This is a genomic window from Nocardia salmonicida NBRC 13393 (assembly GCF_001613085.1).
GTDB lineage: Bacteria > Actinomycetota > Actinomycetes > Mycobacteriales > Mycobacteriaceae > Nocardia > Nocardia salmonicida.
Map to the genome: position 1 here is coordinate 472,730 of NZ_BDBR01000002.1, position 20,378 is coordinate 493,107.

At 67.4% G+C, this 20,378-nt stretch carries 18 protein-coding genes; 7 read left to right on the top strand and 11 right to left on the bottom strand.

What is annotated here, in order from left to right:
• The first annotated feature begins 1 nt into the window (after position 1).
• The 5 genes from nuoL to NS1_RS02805 are packed head-to-tail and all read left to right on the top strand — an operon-like array spanning position 2 to position 6,686.
• Positions 2-1,888 carry an NADH-quinone oxidoreductase subunit L gene (gene nuoL / locus NS1_RS02785; protein ID WP_062981204.1) on the top strand — a complete coding sequence of 629 codons (1,887 nt, stop codon included), beginning with the start codon at positions 2-4 and terminating at the stop codon, positions 1,886-1,888.
• Complete coding sequence (locus NS1_RS02790) at positions 1,885-3,507, top strand: NADH-quinone oxidoreductase subunit M (protein WP_062981206.1); 1,623 nt, start codon at positions 1,885-1,887, stop codon at positions 3,505-3,507. The genes nuoL and NS1_RS02790 overlap by 4 nt, the downstream gene beginning before the upstream one ends.
• The gene (gene nuoN / locus NS1_RS02795; RefSeq protein ID WP_062981208.1) at positions 3,504-5,126 is read left to right on the top strand and encodes an NADH-quinone oxidoreductase subunit NuoN; all 1,623 of its coding nucleotides are present in this window, start codon (positions 3,504-3,506) and stop codon (positions 5,124-5,126) included. The genes NS1_RS02790 and nuoN overlap by 4 nt, the downstream gene beginning before the upstream one ends.
• Positions 5,126-5,755, top strand: coding sequence for a class I SAM-dependent methyltransferase (locus NS1_RS02800; RefSeq protein WP_062981210.1), 630 nt, complete (start codon positions 5,126-5,128; stop codon positions 5,753-5,755). Before nuoN ends, NS1_RS02800 begins: the two co-directional genes overlap by 1 nt.
• A gap of 49 nt (positions 5,756-5,804) precedes the next feature.
• Positions 5,805-6,686 (top strand): NAD(P)-dependent oxidoreductase, encoded by an 882-nt coding sequence (locus NS1_RS02805; RefSeq protein WP_062981212.1) that lies wholly within the window; start codon positions 5,805-5,807, stop codon positions 6,684-6,686.
• A 22-nt stretch (positions 6,687-6,708) separates the two neighbouring features.
• On the opposite strand, the gene NS1_RS02810 is transcribed toward NS1_RS02805, so the two are convergent.
• Together NS1_RS02810 and NS1_RS02815 are read right to left on the bottom strand one after the other, a co-directional pair.
• Entirely contained in the window at positions 6,709-7,242 is a 534-nt protein-coding gene (locus NS1_RS02810; protein ID WP_255284384.1) for a GNAT family N-acetyltransferase, read from the bottom strand.
• Positions 7,243-7,261: 19 nt separating this feature from the next.
• Entirely contained in the window at positions 7,262-7,852 is a 591-nt protein-coding gene (locus NS1_RS02815; RefSeq protein WP_062981215.1) for a TetR/AcrR family transcriptional regulator, read from the bottom strand.
• 83 nt (positions 7,853-7,935) lie between these two features.
• On the opposite strand from NS1_RS02815, the gene NS1_RS02820 reads away from it, so the two are divergent.
• Entirely contained in the window at positions 7,936-8,946 is a 1,011-nt protein-coding gene (locus tag NS1_RS02820) for a saccharopine dehydrogenase family protein (protein WP_062981217.1), read from the top strand.
• 17 nt (positions 8,947-8,963) lie between these two features.
• Here the strand turns inward: NS1_RS02820 and NS1_RS02825 are convergent, their stop codons facing one another.
• Positions 8,964-10,100, bottom strand: a complete 1,137-nt coding sequence (locus tag NS1_RS02825; protein WP_062981219.1) for an epoxide hydrolase family protein — start codon at positions 10,098-10,100, stop codon at positions 8,964-8,966.
• Positions 10,101-10,162: 62 nt separating this feature from the next.
• Between NS1_RS02825 and NS1_RS02830 the strand changes: the two genes are divergently transcribed.
• On the top strand, positions 10,163-11,155 hold the full coding sequence (locus NS1_RS02830) for a helix-turn-helix transcriptional regulator (protein ID WP_062981221.1): 993 nt from the start codon (positions 10,163-10,165) through the stop codon (positions 11,153-11,155).
• A 10-nt stretch (positions 11,156-11,165) separates the two neighbouring features.
• On the opposite strand, the gene NS1_RS02835 is transcribed toward NS1_RS02830, so the two are convergent.
• From NS1_RS02835 to NS1_RS02870, 8 genes are all read right to left on the bottom strand, one after another.
• Complete coding sequence (locus NS1_RS02835; RefSeq protein ID WP_062981223.1) at positions 11,166-12,281, bottom strand: serine hydrolase domain-containing protein; 1,116 nt, start codon at positions 12,279-12,281, stop codon at positions 11,166-11,168.
• Positions 12,282-12,398: 117 nt separating this feature from the next.
• Entirely contained in the window at positions 12,399-12,827 is a 429-nt protein-coding gene (locus tag NS1_RS02840; RefSeq protein WP_062981225.1) for a nitroreductase/quinone reductase family protein, read from the bottom strand.
• 46 nt (positions 12,828-12,873) lie between these two features.
• Entirely contained in the window at positions 12,874-13,701 is an 828-nt protein-coding gene (locus NS1_RS02845; RefSeq protein WP_062981227.1) for an alpha/beta fold hydrolase, read from the bottom strand.
• 107 nt (positions 13,702-13,808) lie between these two features.
• Positions 13,809-15,173, bottom strand: coding sequence for an MFS transporter (locus tag NS1_RS02850; RefSeq protein ID WP_062981229.1), 1,365 nt, complete (start codon positions 15,171-15,173; stop codon positions 13,809-13,811).
• A 124-nt stretch (positions 15,174-15,297) separates the two neighbouring features.
• Positions 15,298-15,498 carry a hypothetical protein gene (locus NS1_RS02855; RefSeq protein ID WP_056819754.1) on the bottom strand — a complete coding sequence of 67 codons (201 nt, stop codon included), beginning with the start codon at positions 15,496-15,498 and terminating at the stop codon, positions 15,298-15,300.
• Between the two features lie 279 nt (positions 15,499-15,777).
• Entirely contained in the window at positions 15,778-17,199 is a 1,422-nt protein-coding gene (locus NS1_RS02860; RefSeq protein ID WP_255284385.1) for a three-helix bundle dimerization domain-containing protein, read from the bottom strand.
• A gap of 230 nt (positions 17,200-17,429) precedes the next feature.
• Positions 17,430-18,017, bottom strand: a complete 588-nt coding sequence (locus NS1_RS02865) for a hypothetical protein (protein ID WP_062981231.1) — start codon at positions 18,015-18,017, stop codon at positions 17,430-17,432.
• Positions 18,014-20,323 carry an ATP-binding cassette domain-containing protein gene (locus NS1_RS02870; protein ID WP_255284402.1) on the bottom strand — a complete coding sequence of 770 codons (2,310 nt, stop codon included), beginning with the start codon at positions 20,321-20,323 and terminating at the stop codon, positions 18,014-18,016. The genes NS1_RS02865 and NS1_RS02870 overlap by 4 nt, the downstream gene beginning before the upstream one ends.
• Positions 20,324-20,378: the final 55 nt, after the last annotated feature.

Sequence of the window (20,378 nt, forward strand, 5' to 3'; positions counted from 1 at the left end):
CATGGGTACCGCAACGCTGTGGCTGCTGCCCGCCCTCCCGCTCGCAGGCGCGATCGTTCTGCTCCTATTCGGCCGTTTCACCGACCGCTTCGGCCCGTATCTGGCCACCGCGGCCGCGGTGGCCTCGTTCGCTGTCGCCGTCGTCGCGTTCGTCGGCATGCTCGGGCGCGCCGACGCCGACCGGGCCGTGCACGAGGAACTGTTCAACTGGGTCTCCGCCGGTGATCTCCAAGTCGGTTTCAGCCTGCAGTTGGACCAGCTGTCGATCTGCTTCGCGCTGCTCATCACCGGTGTCGGGTCGCTGATCCATCTCTACTCGATCGGCTACATGAGCCACGACCCGGGCAAGCGCCGGTTCTTCGGCTATCTCAACCTGTTCGTGGCCGCCATGCTCGTGCTGGTCCTGGCAGACAACTTCCTCGTGCTGTACCTGGGCTGGGAAGGCGTCGGTCTCGCGTCCTATCTGCTGATCGGCTTCTGGTACGAAAAGCCCTCGGCCGCAACGGCGGCGAAGAAGGCGTTCGTGGTGAACCGGGTCGGTGACATGGGCTTGGCCATCGCGATGATGGTCATGTTCACGACGTTCGGTTCCTTCGACTTCAGCACCGTGTTCGCGGCGAGCCCCGGCGCGAGCGAAGGCACCCTCACTGCGATCGGGCTGCTGCTGTTGCTGGCCGCCTGCGGCAAGTCCGCGCAGGTGCCGCTGCAGTCGTGGCTCGGCGACGCGATGGAGGGTCCCACTCCGGTCTCGGCGCTCATCCACGCCGCCACCATGGTCACCGCCGGTGTGTACCTGATCGCCCGCTCCAACCCGATCTACGATCTCGCCCCGAACGCGCGGACCGCGGTGATCGCCGTCGGCGCGGTGACGCTGCTGTTCGGCGCCGTCATCGGCTGCGCCAAGGACGACATCAAGAAGGCACTGGCCGCCTCGACGATGAGCCAGATCGGGTACATGATCCTGGCGGCCGGCCTCGGCCCGGCCGGCTACGCGTTCGCGATCATGCACCTGCTCACCCACGGCTTCTTCAAGGCGGGACTGTTCCTCGGTGCCGGTTCGGTGATGCACGCGATGAACGATGAAACCGATATGCGCCGCTACGGCGGTCTGCGCACGCTGATGCCGATCACCTACATCACCTTCGGCCTCGGCTATCTCGCCATCATCGGGGTGCCACCGCTGTCGGGGTTCTTCTCCAAGGACAAGATCATCGAGGCGGCCTTCGACTACGGCGGAGCCACCGGAATCCTGCTCGGCGTGGTCACTCTCGTCGGCGCCGCACTCACCGCGTTCTACATGACCAGGGTGATGCTGATGACGTTCTTCGGCGAGCGCCGCTGGAAGCCCGACACCCATCCGCACGAGTCACCCGCGGTGATGACCGGGCCGATGATCCTGCTCGCGTTCGGTTCGGTCTTCGCGGGCGGACTGTTCGTGTGGGGGTCCTCGCTGGTGAACTGGCTCGAACCTGTTGTCGGGTCCCATCACGGCGAGCCCGTGATCCCCGCGGCGGTGGTCACCGGCCTGGCCTTGACCGCGGTCGCGATCGGTGTGGCAGTCGCCTACCGCAAGTACGCCGAGAGCCCGATCCCTGAGCTCGCTCCGGAGCCGGTCAGTGTGCTCACCGCGGCCGCGCGCGCCGATCTCTACGGCGACAAGATCAACGAAGCGGTCTTCGAACGCCCCGGTCGCCATCTCACGAGGGCGCTGGTGTTCGTCGACGCGAAGGGCGTCGACGGGATCGTCAACGGGACGGCCGCTGGGATCGGCGGATTGTCGGCGCGAATCCGCAAGGTGCAGACCGGTTTCGTGCGCTCCTACGCCCTGTCCATGTTCACCGGCGCGGCCCTGGTGGCCGCTGCCCTGCTGGCGGTGAGGTTCTGGTGAACTCGTTTCCCTGGCTGACGACACTCTGGCTCGCCCCCGCGATCGGTGCGGGTGTGGTGCTCGTCGTGCCCGCCGCCCGGCGCAATGTGGCGCGCGCCATCGCGTTCGTGGTCTCGATCGGCGTGCTCGCGCTCGCCGTCGTCATCGCGACGCGGTTCCAGCCCGGCGGTGCGCAGTACCAGTTCGTCGAATCCCACGAATGGATCCCGGCATTCGGTGTCGGCTACACCTTGGGTTTGGACGGCATCGCCACCGCGCTGGTCTTGCTGACGGCGGTGCTGGTGCCGTTGCTGATCCTGGCAGGCTGGAACGACGACACCGCCACCGGTGACGGACGCCGCACCACCCACATCTACATGGCGTTGATGTTGCTGGTCGAGTCGATGGTGCTGATCTCGTTCCTCGCCCTCGATATCCTGCTGTTCTACGTGTTCTTCGAAGCGATGCTGATCCCGATGTACTTCCTCATCGGCGGTTTCGGCACCCGCACGTCCGATGCCGCGATCCGCGCCCAACGTTCGCGCGCCGCGGTGAAGTTCCTGCTGTACAACCTGTTCGGTGGGCTGATCATGCTCGCCGCGGTGATCGGGCTGTACGTGCTCACCGTCACCGCGGGCCTCGGCGAGGGTTCCGCGGGCACCTTCGATCTGCGCGTCGTGGTGGCCGCGGCCAACAACGGTGAGCTCGGGGGCAGCACCGCGGTTCTCAACGCCCTCTTCCTCGGCTTCATGTTCGCCTTCGCGGTGAAAGCACCGCTGTGGCCACTGCATACGTGGCTGCCCGACGCGGCGGTCTCGGCCACCCCGTCCAGCGCGGTGCTCATGATGGCCGTGGTCGACAAGGTCGGCACCTTCGGCATGCTGCGCTACTGCCTGCTGTTGTTCCCCTTGGCGTCGGACACCTTCGCGCCCCTGGTCATCACCCTGGCCGTGATCGGCATTCTCTACGGCGCGCTGCTCGCGATCGGCCAAACCGATGTGATGCGCCTGATCGCCTACACCTCGATCTCACACTTCGGGTTCATCATCCTGGGCATCTTCGCCATGACCAGCCAGTCCCAATCGGGGGCGACGCTGTACATGGTCAACCACGGGCTGTCCACGGCCGCACTGTTTCTCATCGCCGGATTCCTCGTCTCCCGGCGCGGCACCCGGATGATCGCCGAATACGGCGGCGTGCAGAAGGTCGCGCCGGTGTTGGCCGGGACGTTCCTCATCGCGGGCCTCGCCACCCTCTCGTTGCCCGGGCTGGCGCCGTTCGTCAGCGAATTCCTGGTCCTGGTCGGCACCTTCCCGAAGTATCAGGTGGCGGCGGTGATCGCGACCGGTGCGCTGGTACTGGCCGCGATCTATGTGCTGTGGCTGTATCAGCGGTTGATGACCGGCCCGCTGAAGAAGGGCAACGAGCACCTGCGCGATCTGGTGCCGCGTGAGCTGGCCGTGGTGGTGCCGCTGCTGGTCGCGTTGCTGGTGCTCGGGTTCTATCCGAAACCGATCCTGGATCTGGTGGATCCCGCGGTGGGACACACCCTGTCGACGATCGGTAAGCACGATCCCGCTCCGACGGTCCCCGCTCCCGAAGCAGGTGCGGCCACTCCGCCCGCAGGCGGCCACAAATGAGGACGGACTCCGTGACCATCACCGAGCTCGCGGCCATCGCGCCCGCACCGAGCATCGAATACCACCTGCTCGCCCCGATGTTGATCGTGTTCGCGGTCGGTGTGGTGGGCGTGCTCGTCGAAGCGTTCGTGCCACGGCCCTACCGGTATCCGACGCAGTTGACGCTCGGGGTGGCCGGTGTGGTCGGCGCGCTGGTGTCTGTGGTGCTGCTCGCGGGTACCGAGGGCACGGCGGCGGTGGGCGCGGTGGCCATCGACGGGGTCACGTTGTTCCTGCAGGGCACGATCCTGCTGGTCGCGCTGCTGGGTCTGCTCCTGATCGCCGAGCGCGGCGCGGTACCGCGGGCACGCAGCGGGCCGGGGACGTGGAGCCGGGCGGCGGCCGCGTTGGATCGAGGGGTCGACGCGTTCACCCCGCAGGCTTCCGCGGTGCCCGGCAGCGCGCACGAGCTCGCCGCGGTGCGCTCGGGCGTCTCGACCACCGAGGTGTTCCCGCTGACGATGATCGCGGTCGGTGGCCTGCTGCTGTTTCCCGCGTCCAATGATCTGCTGACGATGTTCGTGGCGCTCGAAGTGCTGTCGCTGCCGCTGTATCTGCTGTGCGGGTTGGCTCGCCGCAGGCGGTTGCTCTCGCAAGAAGCGGCGATGAAGTACTTCCTGCTCGGTGCGTTCTCCTCCGCGTTCTTCCTCTACGGCGTCGCGCTGCTCTACGGGCAGACCGGCACGGTGTCACTGCCGGGAATCGGTGCGGCACTGGACAAGCAGCCCGAGAACGCGACCCTGGCCCTGCTCGGCATCGGGATGCTCGCTGTCGGTTTGCTGTTCAAGATCGGTGCCGTCCCGTTCCAGGCCTGGGTTCCCGACGTCTACCAGGGCGCGCCGACACCGATCACCGCCTTCATGGCCGCCGCCACCAAGATCGCCGCCGTCGGTGCGACCATGCGGGTGCTGATGGTCGGAGTGAATGCGCTGAGCTCGGAGTGGCGCCCGGTCATCGCCGCGGTCGCGGTGGCTACGATGATCGTCGGCGCGATCATGGCCATCACCCAGACCGACGTGAAGCGCATGCTGGCCTACTCCTCGATCGCCCACGCCGGTTTCCTGCTCGTCGGTATCGTCGCCGCCGACACCGCCGGTGTCGCGGCGGTGCTGTTCTACCTGCTGGCCTACGGCCTTGGCACCGTCGGTGCGTTCGCGGTGGTCAGCCTGGTCCGCGACGCTTCCGGCGACGAAGCGACCGCGCTGTCCCAATGGGCGGGTCTGGGACGCCGATCCCCTTGGCTGGCTTCGGCATTCGCTCTGTTGCTGCTGTCCTTCGCCGGTCTGCCCCTGACCAGTGGATTCGTCAGCAAGTTCGCTGTCTTCGCGGCCGCTTCCGGTGCCGGCTACACCCCCCTGGTCATCATCGGCGTCGTGTGCAGTGCCATCGCCGCCTTCTTCTACATCCGCGTCATCGTCTTGATGTTCTTCACCGATCCCCCCTCCGATGCCCCCATCGTGACCGCCCCCTTCGCCACCACGCTGGTCGTGGCATTCAGTGCCGGCGCCACCCTCTTGCTCGGTATCTTCCCCCAGCCGGTTCTCGACCTCGCCGAGCGCTCCGCGCTGTTCATCCGCTGATGCCCCAGTCCGACCCTCGCCCGCCGACCAGCCACGAACGCCGATTCGGCCAACCGTGGAACGCGTCGTATCTCGACGGCCCCGCGCCGTGGGACATCGGCGTTGCCCAACCGGCGGTTGTCCGTCTGGCCGAGGCAGGCGGATTCTGCGGACCGGTCCTCGACGTAGGGTGCGGCACCGGCGACAACGCGCTGTTCATCGCCGCCCGCGGCCTGCCGGTGTTCGGCGTCGATGTGGCCGAAGCGGCCTTGGCCGTCGCCAGACGAACAGCCGATGACCGCACTGTCGACGTCGACTTCGCCATGGCCGACGCCCTGCACCTGCAACGTCTGTACCGCCGCTTCGAGACAATCCTCGACTGCGGTCTGTTCCACACCTTCGACGAGGCCGAACGCGTCGAGTACGTCGCGAGCCTGGCCTCGGTCGCCGACGACGGCGCCGCCCTGTACGTGTTGTGCTTCAGCGACATCGGAGCCGATATCGGACCTCATCCGGTCAGCGAGGAAGCCCTCGCCGCCCCCTTCGTCGACAGTCCCGCATGGCGGCTGGCGAACATCGCTCCGGAACAACTGCGAACCCGCTTCAGCGATTCCACCCCCGCCTGGCTAGCGACCGTCCTGCGCAGGTAAGACCTTCGGACTTGACCTCGAGAGAAGTTGAGCTTCTAGTGTCCGGTCCATGAGCGGACACGAAAATACACCGGCAGTCGCAGTTCTGGGTTTGGGCGAGATGGGGTCGGCACTGGCCGCAGCTCTCGTGGAGAGTGGTCACCGTGTCACCGTGTGGAACCGGTCGCCAGACAGAGCGGATCCGCTGGTGGCCAAGGGAGCCCGGTGGGCCGCGTCATCGGCGGAGGCGGTCGGAGCAGCCGAGGTGGTGATCGTCAATGTCACCGGTGGCGCGGTGGCAGCGGAACTGTTGCGCGCGGCGGGGTCGCGGCTCGCGGAGCGAACCGTGGTCGACCTGACCGACGGGACCTCCGAACAGGCCACTGCCACTGAGAAATTGGCGAACGAATACGGCGCGGACTACCTGCACGGCCAGATCATGACCATCGCCCCGGGCATCGGCTCCCCCGAGACGCTGGTGTTCTACGGCGGCGCCCGCCATGCCTTCGACCAGTATGAAACCCTGCTCCAGGTTCTCGGCGGCCGCGCCACTTACGTCTCTGCCGACCCGGGCGTACCGGCGCTGTACGGCATGGCCGTACACGACATCATGTGGGGCCTGCTGAACGGATTCCTCCACGCCGCAGCACTTCTCGGCAACGCAGGGCTTCGGATCGACGAGTTCCACCAGCAGGCGCTGCCCTCCTTGGCGGCCCTGCCGACCCTGTTCCCGATGCTGGCGAAGGAAATAGATCACGGTCAATTCGCCACCCCTTTCGGCGACCTGAGCCACCACCTGCCCTCCCTCGATGACCTGATCGCCGAAAGCCAGGCCCGAGGCATCGATACAGATCTGCCCACTTACACGCGAAGCCTGGTCGCCGAGGCCATCGCGGCAGGCCACGGACAGGACAGCTACTCCCGACTGGTCGAACACTTCGGCCGTCGATGATCGGCCGTGGAGGGGCGCTACGTCAGCGCCCCTCCACGCCAGAAGTGCCGCTTTGCCCCAGAACTGTGATCCGATACCGCCGCGCCGGACCGAGTTCGGTGTCCTCGATCGCCTCGAGTACGCCACCCTGGCGTTCGATCGTCTTCGCCGACCCGACATTGTCGGCCGCGCAGACTGCCGACACGTGGTCCATGCCCGCCGTTCTCGCGTCAGCGATGATCTGACCCAATGCCCAGGTCGCCAGACCGCGTCGACGCGCGGAAGGACGGATCCCGTAACCGATATGGCCGAATTTCCGCACGAAGTCACCGGTCCCGTGCCTCAACGCGATCCCACCGAGTACACGATCACCCTCGACTATCCAGCGATACGAGCAGCGCCGGTCGCCACTCTCCGCCGATGCGGCGGCGAGCCGCGCCACCCAGACCTCGAATCCAGCCACGGAGTCCACGTCGTCACTCGGCAGCAGGCCGAAACCGTCCTCGTGGGCACCGGGACCCCACTCCGCATGCGCCTCGCGCCACGTGCTGTACAGATCGACGGAGGGTGCGATCAACGCGGGCGCTCCCGGACCGTCAGTTCCGCTGTCTCGCACCGATGCTCCCCACGATCAGATCGGTCAGCGCCGAGACTGCCTCCTCGGCCGACGTCGCGCCCAGGTTCAGTTCCGCGGCCAGCGTTTCGGCCGCCCCCAGCACGCCGACACAGCGCAGCCGCAGCGCCGCGGTGGTGAGTGCGGAGAACGGTTGCAGGGTGGCCGCCATCCAGTCTCGGTAGCTGTCGAGCATGTCGTGCTGGATCGCTTGGACGTCCGGGTTCGCTTTCAGCGCGGCGGAGATCGCGTCGAACTCGGGCATGTCGGTGGCGCAGGCGAAGTAGGCGGCGCCCATGACGCGTGCGATCTCGTCGACGGTCGGGGTGGCGTCGCGGACGGCTTGTTCCGAGGCCAGGCGGTGGCGTTCGTCGAGTTGCCGATAGAGCGCGAGCAACAGTTCGGGGCGGGTGCCGAAGTGGTCGTAGACGATCGGCCTGCTCACTCCTGCGGCTTCGGCGAGGGTGGCCAGGGTCAGGCCGTCGGTGCCGTGCTCGCGGACCAACGTCAAGGCGGTATCGAGCAGTTGCTCGCGCCTGGCCGGCTTCGCCAACCGAGCCGATCGTGTGGTCATCGTCCTCCCTTGCGCCATTCCTCCAGTTTAGCTACAAAGAGTAAGTTACAAACTGTAACTTACGGGCTGGAGAGGAATTCACCATGGAGAAATCGGTACTGATCATGGGTGGTTCGGGGCTGGCGGGGTCGGACACCGCCGCCCTGTTGCGCCGGTGGTATCCGACCCTGCCGTTGAGCATCGCGGGTCGCGATCTCGGCCGGGCGCAACGTGTGGCCGACGAACTCGGCACCGCGACCGCTGTCACGATCGATCTGTCCCGCCGCGATCTCGGTCTCGCCGATGCCGCCTACTCGGCGGTGGTCGCGACACTGTGGGACGACCGACTCAACGGCCTGCACTTCGCACAGGACCACGGACTGCCCTACCTCAGCATCTCCAGCGGCCTGCTCGACATCGGCCCGGAGATCGTCGCGGGCGCGCAAAGGTCGAGTACGGCACCGGTTCTGGTCGCCAGCCACTTGATGGCGGGAATCATCGTTCTCGCCGTACTGGATTCCGCGCGCGAGTTCGACAGTGTCGACTCGGTTCGAGTCGGTGTCGCCCTCGACGACACCGACACCGGCGGACCGGCGGGAATCGCGGACCTGGAGCGCTGGTCGGCCGTCACCTCGGCAGGCCCGGTGCGACGCGACGGCGTCTTCACCTGGCTCACCGAGGCCGACGCACGAGCCGACGTCTACACGGTCGACGGCACCGCGCTGCCCGGTCAGAGCATCCCGGTTCTCGATGTGCCGAGCCTGGCCCTCGCGACCGGTGCACCGAATGTCCGGGTCGACTTCGCAGTGGGCGAGACCCCGACCAGACGTCGCGGCGAACCTGCCTCCCTCGAGATCAGCATCGATCTCGTCGGCACCGACTCGACCGGCGAACCGATCGCGAGGGCACAGCATCTCGTCCATCGGGACGGGCAGCGCCCGTTGACTGCCCTGGGGATCGCGCTCGGCGTCGAAAGGCTGCTCGGCCTGCGCGGCGATCGCCCCGCACCGGGCGTCCACACCCCGGAAGCACTGGTCGACCCCGCCTACGCGGTCGAGCGATTGAGCGAGATCGGTGCCGTGTGGCATCGAGACGGCGGTGCCCCCAGGTCGTGACCCGGAGGCCGACGTGCCTACCGCACCGAGCGGAAGAACTCGCGCACGTCCTCGACCAGCAGGTCGGGCGCTTCCATCGCGGCGAAGTGCCCGCCGCGGTCGTATTCGGTCCAGCGGACGAGGTTGTTCTGTTTCTCGGCGATGCCGCGAATCGTGGAGTCGCCGGGGAAGACCGCGACCGCTGTCGGGACACCGGAGCTGGGTAGGTCGGCGCCCCACTGTTGGGATTCCTTGTACAGGCGCATCGAGGATCCGGCGGTGCCGGTGAACCACAGGATCGCGATTTCGGCGAGCATGGCGTCGCGGTCGAGGGAGTCCTCGGGCAGCGCGGCGGCGGGGTCCTTGTAGGTGTTGACGACGTCGACGATCCAGGCGAGCAGGCCGACCGGCGAATCGGTGAGCGCGTGGGCCAGGGTGTGGGGGCGGGTGCCGTGGACACCCGCGTAGGCCGAGGTTTCGTTGCTGCTCCAATCCTGGAGTGCGGCAAGCTTTTCCTGATCCCGCTCGGTGTAGCCCGCGCCGTCGTCGTTCCAGGCGGGGATGGTGATCGCGGCGTTGAGGTGCACGCCGGCGACTCGCGCGGTGTCGACGCGACCCAGTTGCGGGGCGATGAACGAGCCCGCGTCGCCGCCCTGCGTGCCGTAGCGTTCGTAGCCCAGTTCGCTCATCAGCCCGGCGATCAGTTCGGCGGATCGCTCGGTCGCGGCGTGGCCGGGCTGATGCGTGGGTCCGGAGAAGCCGAAACCGGGCAGGGACGGGATGACGAGGTCGAACGCGTCGCGCGGGTCGCCGCCGTGCGCACGCGGGTCGGTGAGCGGTCCGATTGTCGCGCCGAAGTCGGTGAACGGCCAGCCGTGCACGAGCACCAGCGGCAGCGCGTCCGGTTCGCCAGAGCGGACGTGGGTGAAGTGCAGGCGCTGTCCGTCGATCTCGGTGACGAACTGCGGGTGGGCGTTGCGTGCGGCTTCGGCGGCGCGCCAGTCGAACCCGGTCCGCCAGTAGTCGGCGAGATCGCGCAGGTAGCTGGTGGGCAGGCCATAGGTCCAGCCGGCGCCGGGCAGGTCCTCGGCCCAGCGGATGCGGGCGAGCCGCTCGTGCAGGTCGTCGAGTTCGGGCTGTGGGATGTCGATTCGGAAGGTGTCGATGTCGCTCATACCGACAACGCTAGGTTCCACTTAGGTCAGTATCGTTCCTAAGTTCGCGGCATGATGAACAGATGTCCGACACCTCTGCCCGGCTGCTGCGTCTGCTGTCGTTGCTACAGACCCACCGCGGGTGGTCCGGCGCCGAACTCGCGGCCAAGCTCGAAGTCACCGCCCGCACCGTGCGCCGCGATGTGGAACGGCTGCGCGGACTGGGTTATCCGGTGCAGGCATTGCAGGGCAGCGCGGGTTATCGACTGGGGGCCGGTGCGTCGATGCCGCCGCTGCTGCTCGACGACGAGGAAGCCGTGGCCGTCGCGGTCGGTTTGCGCACCACCTCGGGCGGCACCGTCACCGGCATCGAGGACGCGTCGTCGCGCGCACTGGCCAAACTGGAACAGGTGCTGCCGTCGCGGCTGCGGCATCGGCTGACGACATTGCAGCAGTCGATGGTGCGGGTCGCCGCCGAAGCACCGCGGGTGGCGCCCGAGATCCTGCTGACGATCGCGGAGGCCTGTCGACGCCACGAACGTCTGCGTTTCGACTACACCGACCACGCCGGTCACACATCTCGCCGCGATGTCGAACCCGATTCGCTGGTCAATGTGAGCAGGCACTGGTATCTGGTCGGTTGGGATGTCGACCGGGCGGACTGGCGGTCCTTCCGCATCGACCGGCTCCAGCCGCGCGTGCCGACGGGCCCACGTTTCGCCCCGCGCCCACTGCCCGACGGCGACGCGGCAACCTATCTGTCACGCAGGCTGTCGGTCGCGTCGTGGCCGTGGCGCACGGTCGTCACCCTGCACGGATCGGCCACCGCGCTGGCCGATCGTGTCTGGCCGGGAATGGGTGTGCTCGAAGCGGTCGACGACTCCCGCTGCCTGCTGCATCTGGGTGCCGACTCCCCTGCCTCGCTGGCCTGGATGATCACCGCCCTGGACACCGAGTTCACCGTCACCGATCCACCGGAGCTCATCACCGCGCTGCGTACGGTGAGCGAGCGCTGCCGTGACGCGATCATAAATGCACCTGGTGCAACTTTGCATCCCGCGCCACCAATGCTCTGAGGCGCGATATTCAGTCGCACAGTGCGTGAGTGAGCATCCCGCCGAGATCGACAGCCGACGATGTGCCGGTGTAGACGATGGTGACCGCCCGGCCGGCTCGGGTGGCGCCCGCGACGGTGGAGAATCCGGGAACGCCGCCGATGTGGCCGACAAACTGGGCACCGCACGGCAGTGGGGTGTAGCCGAGACCGAGACCGTAGGACATGCCGTCCCCGTTGCCCATGTCGATTCCGTCGAGCATCTGCCGAAGTTGTGGCTCGGGTACGACCTGACCGTCCAGCAGCGCGAGGAAGAACCGATTCACATCTGCGCCGGTGCTGACCAGGGCACCGGATGTCCACGGCACCGACGGCTCCATCGGCGTGGTGTCGGTGACGGTCCCGTCGATCGCGGTGTAACCGGTGGGATGGGGCAGGCGCAGCCCGGTTTCGCCGGTGGCGGGCAGGTAGGTATTCGACAGGCCGAGCGGGGTCAGGATGCGGTCGCGCAGTTCGTCGGTGTAGCGGTGTCCGGTCACCGCCTCGATCAGCATGCCCGCGACGATGTAGTTGATGTTGGTGTACTCGAACCGGCTGCCGGGCGCGAACTTCGCGGGGTTCTCCAGGGCCAGTGCGATCTCCTCGGCCGGGGTGAAGGTGCGACCGTTCTCGGCCGCTGCGTGTTCGTCGAGCTCGGGGGATCGAGCCGGCTCGGGCAGGCCACTGCGGTGGCCCAGGATCTGACGAACGGTGATCGCGCGACCGTCCACGCCGTCACCGGTGAGCAATCCGGGCAGGTACGTGTCGACGGACCGGTCGAGGTCGACGCGGTGTTCGGCGACCAGTTGCAGCATGATCGCGGCGGTGAAGGCCTTGGTGACGCTGCCGATCCGCACATGCTGGGCGACGTCGGTGACGATCGGAGTCGCGGCGAGCGCATCGCCCAGACCGGCGCCGACGACGGTGCTCACACCGTTCTCGGTGAGCGTGGCCATGGCCCCGACGGCGCCCGCGCCGACCATCGAATCGAGGTCGCCTCGCACGCTGTCCACCCGGGCGACCGCGACAGGATCGGCCTCACTCGTCGTGCAGGCGGACAGGACCAGCGCGGCCGTGAGGATCGGCACGGTGAAGATTCCAAAACGCATGATCGAACGGTAGGAAGCGCAGGCCCACACAGACATCGGACTGCGGTACTACCACCACATCGGACTGCGGTAGTGGGGCAGGGCGGTCCGGTCGCCCTGCCCCGCTACGTCATCAGATCAGTTCCGACGCAACGCGAGCACCGGGATGGTGCGGATACCCTTCGTCTTCTCCTCGTATTCGGCGAAACCGGGATACCGTCGCGCCTGCTCGGCGTAGAGGCGGTCACGTTCGGCGCCGGTGACTTCGGTGACGGTGACCGCGAAGGTCTCGGTGCCGACCTCCGCCTCTGCTTTGCCCGCCGAGACGAGGTTGTGGTACCAGTCGGGATTGGTGGGGGCACCGGCTTTGGACGCGAAGACATACATGACCTTCGGGTCGTTCTCATCGGCCAGGTACATCATCGGAGACACCAGTTGCCGGTCGGTGCGCCGCCCTCGGTGATGCACCAGCACCATCGGCGCACCCTCGAAGGGCCCACCCACTCGCCCGTCGTTGTCGCGGAACTCGGCGATGATCTTGCTGTTCCAGTCCTGGGATTCGCTCATGCCTGGCATCTTCTCTCCCGGCCTCGCCGTGTGCGAGCAACCACGCTCACGGCTCGTCGAGTACTTCTTGCAGGCGCGCGGCGAAGGTGACGGGGTCGTTGACGAATCCGGTGTGGTCGCCGGGGAACAGGACCGGGTCCACGCCCAGCGCCGAGGCCAGTTCTCGTGTGGTGCGATCGCAGAACTGGCCGGTGGATTCGGCACCGATTCCGACGATCACACGGGTGGGGATCGAGCGCAGCAACGGCGGGTCCGGTACCCAGGCGGTGGTCTGGCCTAGTTCATGGGCGAACCAGAAGCGTTCGCTGGCCACCTGCTGAGGATCGCGGTCGCCGCCGAAGATCTGTTCGAGCATCGGGTCCGGGATGGGAATCTCGGCTTGGGCGAAGAACTTTCGCCAGGCGCCGACCACCTCGCCGGTGGCGTAGGTGGCGACGATGTCCTCGGTGAGCGCGCGCTGGGCATCGGCGTCGGGCAGCAGTTCGCGCAGCGGCGGTTCGTGGGCGACGGCGGTGGTGACCAGATCGGGGTGGGCCTGAGCCAGAGCCAGCCCGGTGACGGCGCCGCCGCTGGATCCGAAGACCACGGCCGGGCCCTCGTCGAGATGGGTGATGAGCTGGGCCAGGTCCCCGGCACGGGCGAGCACCGTCGAATCCTGGTTCGGATCGTCGAGAGGGCTACCGAAATGGCCGCGCGGGTCGGTGGTGAGGACGGTGTTGGTGGTGGCGAGTTGTTCGGCGGCCGCGGCGAACGAGGCGGCGTTCATCGGGGCGCCGACGAGGACGAGCAGCGGTCCCGACCCACGGACCTCGTAATACAGGCGGGCGTCGGGCACCACGAGGGTGCCGGTGGTGACGGCGGAACTGGCGGTCATGAGGCTCTCCCGGATCTCGGCTACAGGTAGCACTCATACAGACGGTGCGGGATGCGAGAATTCATCGGTCGTTGCGAATGTTCTTTCACCATAACCTTTGTCGCAGGTCAGAGATCTTTCGATGGCGAAAGTCGGGCCAGCGCCACCACGGTCACGCCGCAACCGGCGACGACGATCCACCCGAGCCGGGCCGATCCGGCACCGGCGATCAGTCCGCCGGCAACCGCGATACCGACCGCGGCGCCGACTTGCCGAGCGGTAGAGGTGATCCCACCCGCGACCCCGGCCCTGGCGGCGGGCAATCCGCTCACGGCGGTGTTGGTGATCGGGGCGTTCGCGAACCCGAAGCCGACCCCGATCAGCGCGAACGCGCCCAACAGCACGATCGGATCCGGCTTGTCACCAGCGCCGACGAGCAGAGCTCCACCGGCAGTGAGGAATCCACCCGCGAGCAACAACGGCAGTCGAGCACCGACGCGGCCGACGAGAATTCCCGACAGCGGTGCGCAGAAGGTCGCGGCCACCGCGAGCGGCAGCGTGATCGCTCCCGCCGCGACCGCGCCCATCCCCCGTCCCTGCTGCAGATGCCAGGTGCTCAGCAGCAAGGTGGTCGTCAGCGCGACGAACACCACCACCGCCCCGACGACCGCGGCGGAGAAGGGCGCCCGCCGAAACAGCGCGGGATCGATCAACGGCTCGGCCACCCGGCGCTCCACCCACACGAATCCGGCGGTCGCGGCCCCGACGCCGAGATATCCGGCGACTGCCGTGGCCGAGCTCCATCCGATCCGTGGGCCTTCGATGAGCAGCGCGATCACCCCTGCGATGACCAGCACCAGCAATACCTGCCCCACGCCGTCGATCCGGCGTGCCTGTTCGGCCCGCGATTCCGGGACGAACACCGCGCTCAGGACGAGAGCGATCACCACCACGGGTACCGCGATCCAGAACACCGACCGCCACCCGAACCAGTCGACCAGCGCCCCACCCAACGTCGGCCCGACCGCCATGCTCACCCCGAACACCGCCGCCCACACCCCGATCGCCCGTGCGCGCTGCCGCGGATCGGTGATCGTCGACACCACGATCGCCAACGCCACCGGGCTCAGCATCGATCCACCCACACCCTGGGCGATCCGCGCCGCGATCAGTACCTCGACCGTCGGTGCCAGCGCGCATACTGCCGAAGCGAAGCCGAAAACCGCGAGGCCGAGCCGGAATACCCGACGCCGCCCGACCCGATCCGCGATCGCCCCCGAGGTGATGAGAAAGCTCGCCAGCGCCAACGTGTAGGAGTCGACGACCCACTCCAGGCCCTGCGGCCCGACACCGATGCCGTCACCGATCGCGGGCAGGGCCACGGTGACGATGGTCGCGTCGAGCCCGACGACGAACAGGCTCAACGAACACACCGCCAGCACCGCCCAGGGACGAACGGCGGTCGTATGGGCGCGAATAGGGTTGTCCAGCATGGGCGGTCCTCCTCGAATCGAGGACCCGAGTATCACCAGCTGTCAGCCGAGCTGCCCAGAAAAATTGCCGAATCGGCAAGGATGTTCCCCGCTATGGCACATTCGCTGACGGGGCGCGGTCGAGCTAACGACGACGGCGGAGTTCGTCCGCGCGTGCGCGCAGTGTCGCGGCGACCAGTTCGCGACCTTCGTGGGCCAGATCGACCACTTCGCGGGCGCTCTTGCGTCCCGCGTCGCTCACGATGCTCGCCAGCGCGGTACCTGTTCGGCGCGCCGCGATGGACAGTTCGTTGAGCAGTTCTCGGCCGGGTTCGAATTTGTCCATCTCGGTGGGACTCCATTCGCAGTGCAAACCAGCTGGTATCACCTGGAAAGCTCAGTGTACAGTCGTGCACTGAATACGTGTCAAGCCCCCCGCGTCGCGGTGACTACGATTCCCGCATGTCAGCCCGTCCGTCAAGGGGTTTCGCATGCTGAGCTCTCACCTGGAACCATACGAGCACGCAGTGATCCGACCGACAAGCACCGGCACTACCGCAGCAGCGAGCGAACGAACGCCGGTGCCGCACAGCGGAGAGCTGCACGGCACCAGGGTGGGTCAGGTTCAGTTGTAGGAATTGGCGACCCCGTCGAGCAGGTGCTCGAGGGTCTCGTAGGCCGGGACGTCGACCACGTCGATCAGATCGGCGGCCACCGGCACCGAGCGCTCGGCGGCGACCGAGGTGAACTGGGCGGTGTCGCCGGTGCGGAAACCGTGTTCGGCGGCCAGACGACGCAGCTCGGGGTTGTCGGTGAGGAGTTTGCCGATCTTGTCGCCGGTGGGATTCAACGGGACCAGCGTGTGACTCGACAGGACGGTCGGGGTCGGGTAGGTCAGCACCATGTCCGGCTTGATCCGGCCCTTGCCCGCCGCTTCGACGAACTGCGCCTCGTAGATGCAGACCAGCGGGGTCGGGCCCATACCGTTGGTGAGGTACTGGTTGAACGGTCCTTCGCTGCTGTTGTCGGTGTAGCCCTGGGCGAGGAACAGCTTCGACAGGGCGGGCAACACGTGCTGTTCGGCGGTGGCGCCGCGCACGATGGTGTGGTCGTTGGCGACGTAGCTGGCGATCGACAGGTACATGGCCGCGGAATTGGAACTGCGCGGATCGGTGGTGGAGACCAGGATGTTCTTGGCCACCGGGTAGGTGGTGTTGTCGGGCAGGTCGTCCCACTGCACGCCGGTGCCGGCCAACTCCAGGTACTTGTTCATGTCGAACGTCGCGACCGGACCCGGCTTGATCACCCCGGCCGTCGTCAGCAGGTCCGCGATCGGCCGGTAGGTGGCGATGGCGATGGGCGACGAGAACGGCGTGTATTTGGTGGTGATGTTGCGCTGGCGCTGGATTCGTTCCGCGGCCGGAATGCTGGACGGGAACGCGAAATCGAAGGCGCCGAGATCGACGGTGGTCGCGATCTGGCGCGAACCGGCCGGTTCGACCTCGACGCGGATGCCGTTGTCGGCGAGCACCTTCACCACGCGCTCGTCGGCGAAGAACGACATCTTCTCCGACCCGACGACACCGCGCACCACAGTCGCCGCGGCGACCGGAGTGGCGGCCGGAGCATCGGCGCCTCCGGGCAACAGCACGACCCCGGCCACGACGGCGGCGACCACCACGACCGCGCCGAGCGACAACGGCACCGCCGCCCGCCTGCTCACCAGCCGCTTGGGCTGCTTCTCGGTCGTGTTCGACTCTCGCGCGATGAGCTCGGAGGCCCGCACGCTGGCCGAGGGCGCCGGAATCCGCACCGTCGGATCGGGATCGGCGAGTTCACGGCGCACGATCCGCTCGACCAGAATCGGTACGAACTCCCGGATCGGCTTATCGGTGAAACGATGGTGCGCGGCGCCTACCGCCGACGTCACCTGGTCGACGGGGACGTTCTCGGACAGGTCTTCGACCAAACTCTCGGTCATGCGCCGCATAGCCAGCTCTTCACGCTGGACGGCATCGGCAGCTAGGCCGGGTACTACGCGCGACACCACAATTCTCCTGGGCTCACAATCGGGCTCTGCGGACGCGGCGCGCCGAACAGGGCCCCTCTCTCCCCGTGCGCACGCCGCGGGCCACGCTACCGGCGCGCAGCATAGTTACCCCAGCTGTGAGCGAGGGTGCACACAGAGTTCAGCACGCGCTCGACTGCCCGCAATGTCGCGTTGTCCCCGAGTTCGCGTAAACCTCGAATTACATACTGGCAGTGTGTGATTCGCTACTACAGCTCGGTCGCGGCGCGAATCGGCCGACTCTGTTCCTCGGTCGCGGACCCGTGCGCCGCGTGCAGCGCCGCCCGCCAGAGTCCACCGGCGAGCAGTTCCATGACACCGATCACGACCAGCCCACCACCGGCCATCGTGGCCAGCCCCGTGACCGTCTGGAAGGTGATCGCGATGACGGCGATGCCGATCGCGGTGGTGACGAGCCCGCACACTTCGTGGGTCCAGCCGTCGACGATGCTGTCGTCCCACGCCGCGACCAGCGCCTGCACGATGCCGCGCACCGACCAGCCGATGCCGATCCACAGGGCGAGCAGTTCGATATTGCCGCCGTAGAAGACCAGCCCGGCCAATATCCCGGTGAGCCCCGCACTGACCAGTACCAGCACCCTCAGCGGCAACGCGATCCGCGCCATGAACGCCAGATACGTCTGCACCGCGGTACTCAGAACCAGCGAGATCCCGAACAGCGTCGCCAGGGTGGATTCGTCGCGCCCCGGCCACAGCAGCAGCGCCACACCCAACCCGAACGAGCACCCACCGGCCACGAGCATCGCGGTGCCGGTCCGATCGGCGTCGCGGGTCATGTCAGCCGCTCCGCCAGGTAGGGCGAGGTCCGGCTCACCGGATTGTCCGCCACCTGCTCCGGTGTCCCCTGTGCCACGATTCGGCCCCCCTGCCCGCCACCGCCCGGTCCCATGTCGATCACATGATCGGCTTCGGCGACCACGGTCATGTCGTGTTCGACCACCACCACGCTCGCGCCGCTGTCGACGAGCGAATTCAGTTGTGTCATCAGGATATCGGTGTCGGCCGGATGCAGCCCGGTTGTCGGTTCGTCGAGCAGGTAGACGGTGCCCGCGCGCCGCGCTCGCTGCAACTCGGTGGCCAGCTTCACCCGCTGCGCTTCACCACCGGACAGTTCGGTGGCAGGTTGCCCGAGCCGCAGGTAGCCGAGGCCGACATCGCGCAGCGTGTGCAGAGCGCGCGCGACGACGCCGACGTCGGCGAGGAAGTCGGCGGCGCGGTCGACGGTCATGTCGAGCACCTGGGCGATCGTGGTGTCGCGATAGGTGATTTCGAGGGTTTCGGGGTTGTAGCGCGCACCGTGGCAGGCCGGGCACGGGCTGTAGGTACTGGGCAGGAACAGCAGTTCCACGGTGATGTATCCCTCGCCCTGACAGGTCGGGCAACGTCCTTCGGCGACATTGAACGAGAACCGGCCGACGCCGTACCCGCGAGCTTGGGCGGCCTCGGTCGCGGCGAACAGTTTGCGTACCGTGTCGAACAGGCCGGTGTAGGTGGCCAGGTTCGACCGTGGGGTGCGCCCGATCGGCGCCTGGTCGACCTCGACGACTCGCACGATGTCCGCATCCGCCTCGGCGGTGGTCGAAACAGCGTGCAGCAGTGTGGATTTGCCCGATCCGGAGACACCGGTGATCGCGGTGAACACACCGAGGGGAATGTCGACGTCGAGGTCTTGCAGATTGTGGCTGGTGATCGCGCGCAGTCGCAGCGCGCCGGTGGGCGTGCGGGCCGCGCGCGGGGGACGCACGATCTCGTCGAACAGGTAGGGCCGGGTGACCGAGTCGGCCACTTCGCGCAAGCCGTCGACTTCACCGGCGTAGAGCACCGTGCCGCCGTGCACGCCCGCGCCGGGACCGATGTCGATGAGCCAGTCGGCGTGACGGACGACGTCGAGGTCGTGTTCGACGAGGAACACGCTGTTACCCGAATTCTTGAGCCGGTCGAGCACTTTCGTCAGAGCGGCGGTATCGGCCGGGTGCAGTCCCGCTGACGGCTCGTCGAGAATGTAGACGACACCGAACAGTCCCGACCGCAGCTGCCCGGCCAGTCGTAATCGTTGCAGCTCACCGCCGGACAGTGTCGGACTCTCCCGGTCGACGCTCAGATAACCGAGCCCGAGTTCGATCAGCACATCGATGCGCGAGGTCAGGTCCTGGGTGAGCACCGCCAGCGCCTCCGTGCCAGGGGTGTAGGGCCGCAACACCTCGACGAGCTCACCCAGCGGCAGGTCGGCGAGTTCGGTGATGTTGTACCCGGCGAAGGTCACCGCGAGCGCTTCGGGTTTGAGTCGCCGCCCGTCACACAACGGGCAGACGGCGGTGTGCAGGTGCTCGGCCGCGCGGGCCCTGGTGGCCTCGCTCTTGGATTCGGCGTGCGAGCGCAGCAGTAACTGTTTGGCGCCGGTGTAGGTGCCCTGGTAGGGGCGGTGGATGCGATGCGGTTCGCGCACGGGTTCCACCGTGACGACCGGTTTCTCCTCGGTGAACAGGATCCATTCGCGGGCGGCGGGTGAGAGTTCACGCCACGGGCGGTCGATGTCGTAGCCGAGCGCGCTCAGCACGTCGCGCAGGTTCTTGCCCTGCCAGGCGCCGGGCCACGACGCGATCGCGCCCTCTCGGATGCTCAGCGACGGGTCGGGGACCATCGACGCCTCGGTGGCTTCGTGGACGACGCCTTGTCCGTGGCAGCGCGGGCAGGCGCCTTCGACGGTGTTCGGGGAGAACGCGTCGGAGTAGAGGCGGTTGGTGCCCTCCGGGTAGTGCCCGGGGCCGGTTCTTGCGGGGGTGTCGGGGTAGTCACCTTCGCGGGACATGAGCATGCGCAACGTGTTCGAGATCGCGGTGACGGTGCCGACGGTCGATCGTGACGACGGCGAGGACCGACGCTGGGCCAGGGCCACCGTCGGCGGCAGGCCGGTGACAGTGTCGACATCGGGAGCTTCGACCTGGTTCAGCAACCTCCGGGCATACGGTGCCACCGACTCCAGATAGCGGCGTTGCGATTCCGCGTACAGCGTGCCGAACGCCAACGAAGACTTGCCTGAGCCCGACACACCCGTGAACGCGACCAGGGCGTCTCGGGGCATATCCACGTCGACATCGCGCAGATTGTGGACCCGGGCGCCACGCACCCGAACCGAA

Bases quoted from the DNA above. Each gene is read 5' to 3' on its own strand.
- nuoL (WP_062981204.1), top strand. From the start codon at position 2: ATGGGTACCGCAACGCTGTGGCTGCTGCCCGCCCTCCCGCTCGCAGGC.
- nuoN (WP_062981208.1), top strand. From the start codon at position 3,504: ATGAGGACGGACTCCGTGACCATCACCGAGCTCGCGGCCATCGCGCCC.
- NS1_RS02800 (WP_062981210.1), top strand. From the start codon at position 5,126: ATGCCCCAGTCCGACCCTCGCCCGCCGACCAGCCACGAACGCCGATTC.
- NS1_RS02805 (WP_062981212.1), top strand. From the start codon at position 5,805: ATGAGCGGACACGAAAATACACCGGCAGTCGCAGTTCTGGGTTTGGGC.
- NS1_RS02815 (WP_062981215.1), bottom strand. From the start codon at position 7,852: ATGACCACACGATCGGCTCGGTTGGCGAAGCCGGCCAGGCGCGAGCAA.
- NS1_RS02820 (WP_062981217.1), top strand. From the start codon at position 7,936: ATGGAGAAATCGGTACTGATCATGGGTGGTTCGGGGCTGGCGGGGTCG.
- NS1_RS02825 (WP_062981219.1), bottom strand. From the start codon at position 10,100: ATGAGCGACATCGACACCTTCCGAATCGACATCCCACAGCCCGAACTC.
- NS1_RS02830 (WP_062981221.1), top strand. From the start codon at position 10,163: ATGTCCGACACCTCTGCCCGGCTGCTGCGTCTGCTGTCGTTGCTACAG.
- NS1_RS02835 (WP_062981223.1), bottom strand. From the start codon at position 12,281: ATGCGTTTTGGAATCTTCACCGTGCCGATCCTCACGGCCGCGCTGGTC.
- NS1_RS02840 (WP_062981225.1), bottom strand. From the start codon at position 12,827: ATGAGCGAATCCCAGGACTGGAACAGCAAGATCATCGCCGAGTTCCGC.
- NS1_RS02845 (WP_062981227.1), bottom strand. From the start codon at position 13,701: ATGACCGCCAGTTCCGCCGTCACCACCGGCACCCTCGTGGTGCCCGAC.
- NS1_RS02850 (WP_062981229.1), bottom strand. From the start codon at position 15,173: ATGCTGGACAACCCTATTCGCGCCCATACGACCGCCGTTCGTCCCTGG.
- NS1_RS02855 (WP_056819754.1), bottom strand. From the start codon at position 15,498: ATGGACAAATTCGAACCCGGCCGAGAACTGCTCAACGAACTGTCCATC.
- NS1_RS02865 (WP_062981231.1), bottom strand. From the start codon at position 18,017: ATGACCCGCGACGCCGATCGGACCGGCACCGCGATGCTCGTGGCCGGT.
- NS1_RS02870 (WP_255284402.1), bottom strand. From the start codon at position 20,323: ATGCCCCGAGACGCCCTGGTCGCGTTCACGGGTGTGTCGGGCTCAGGC.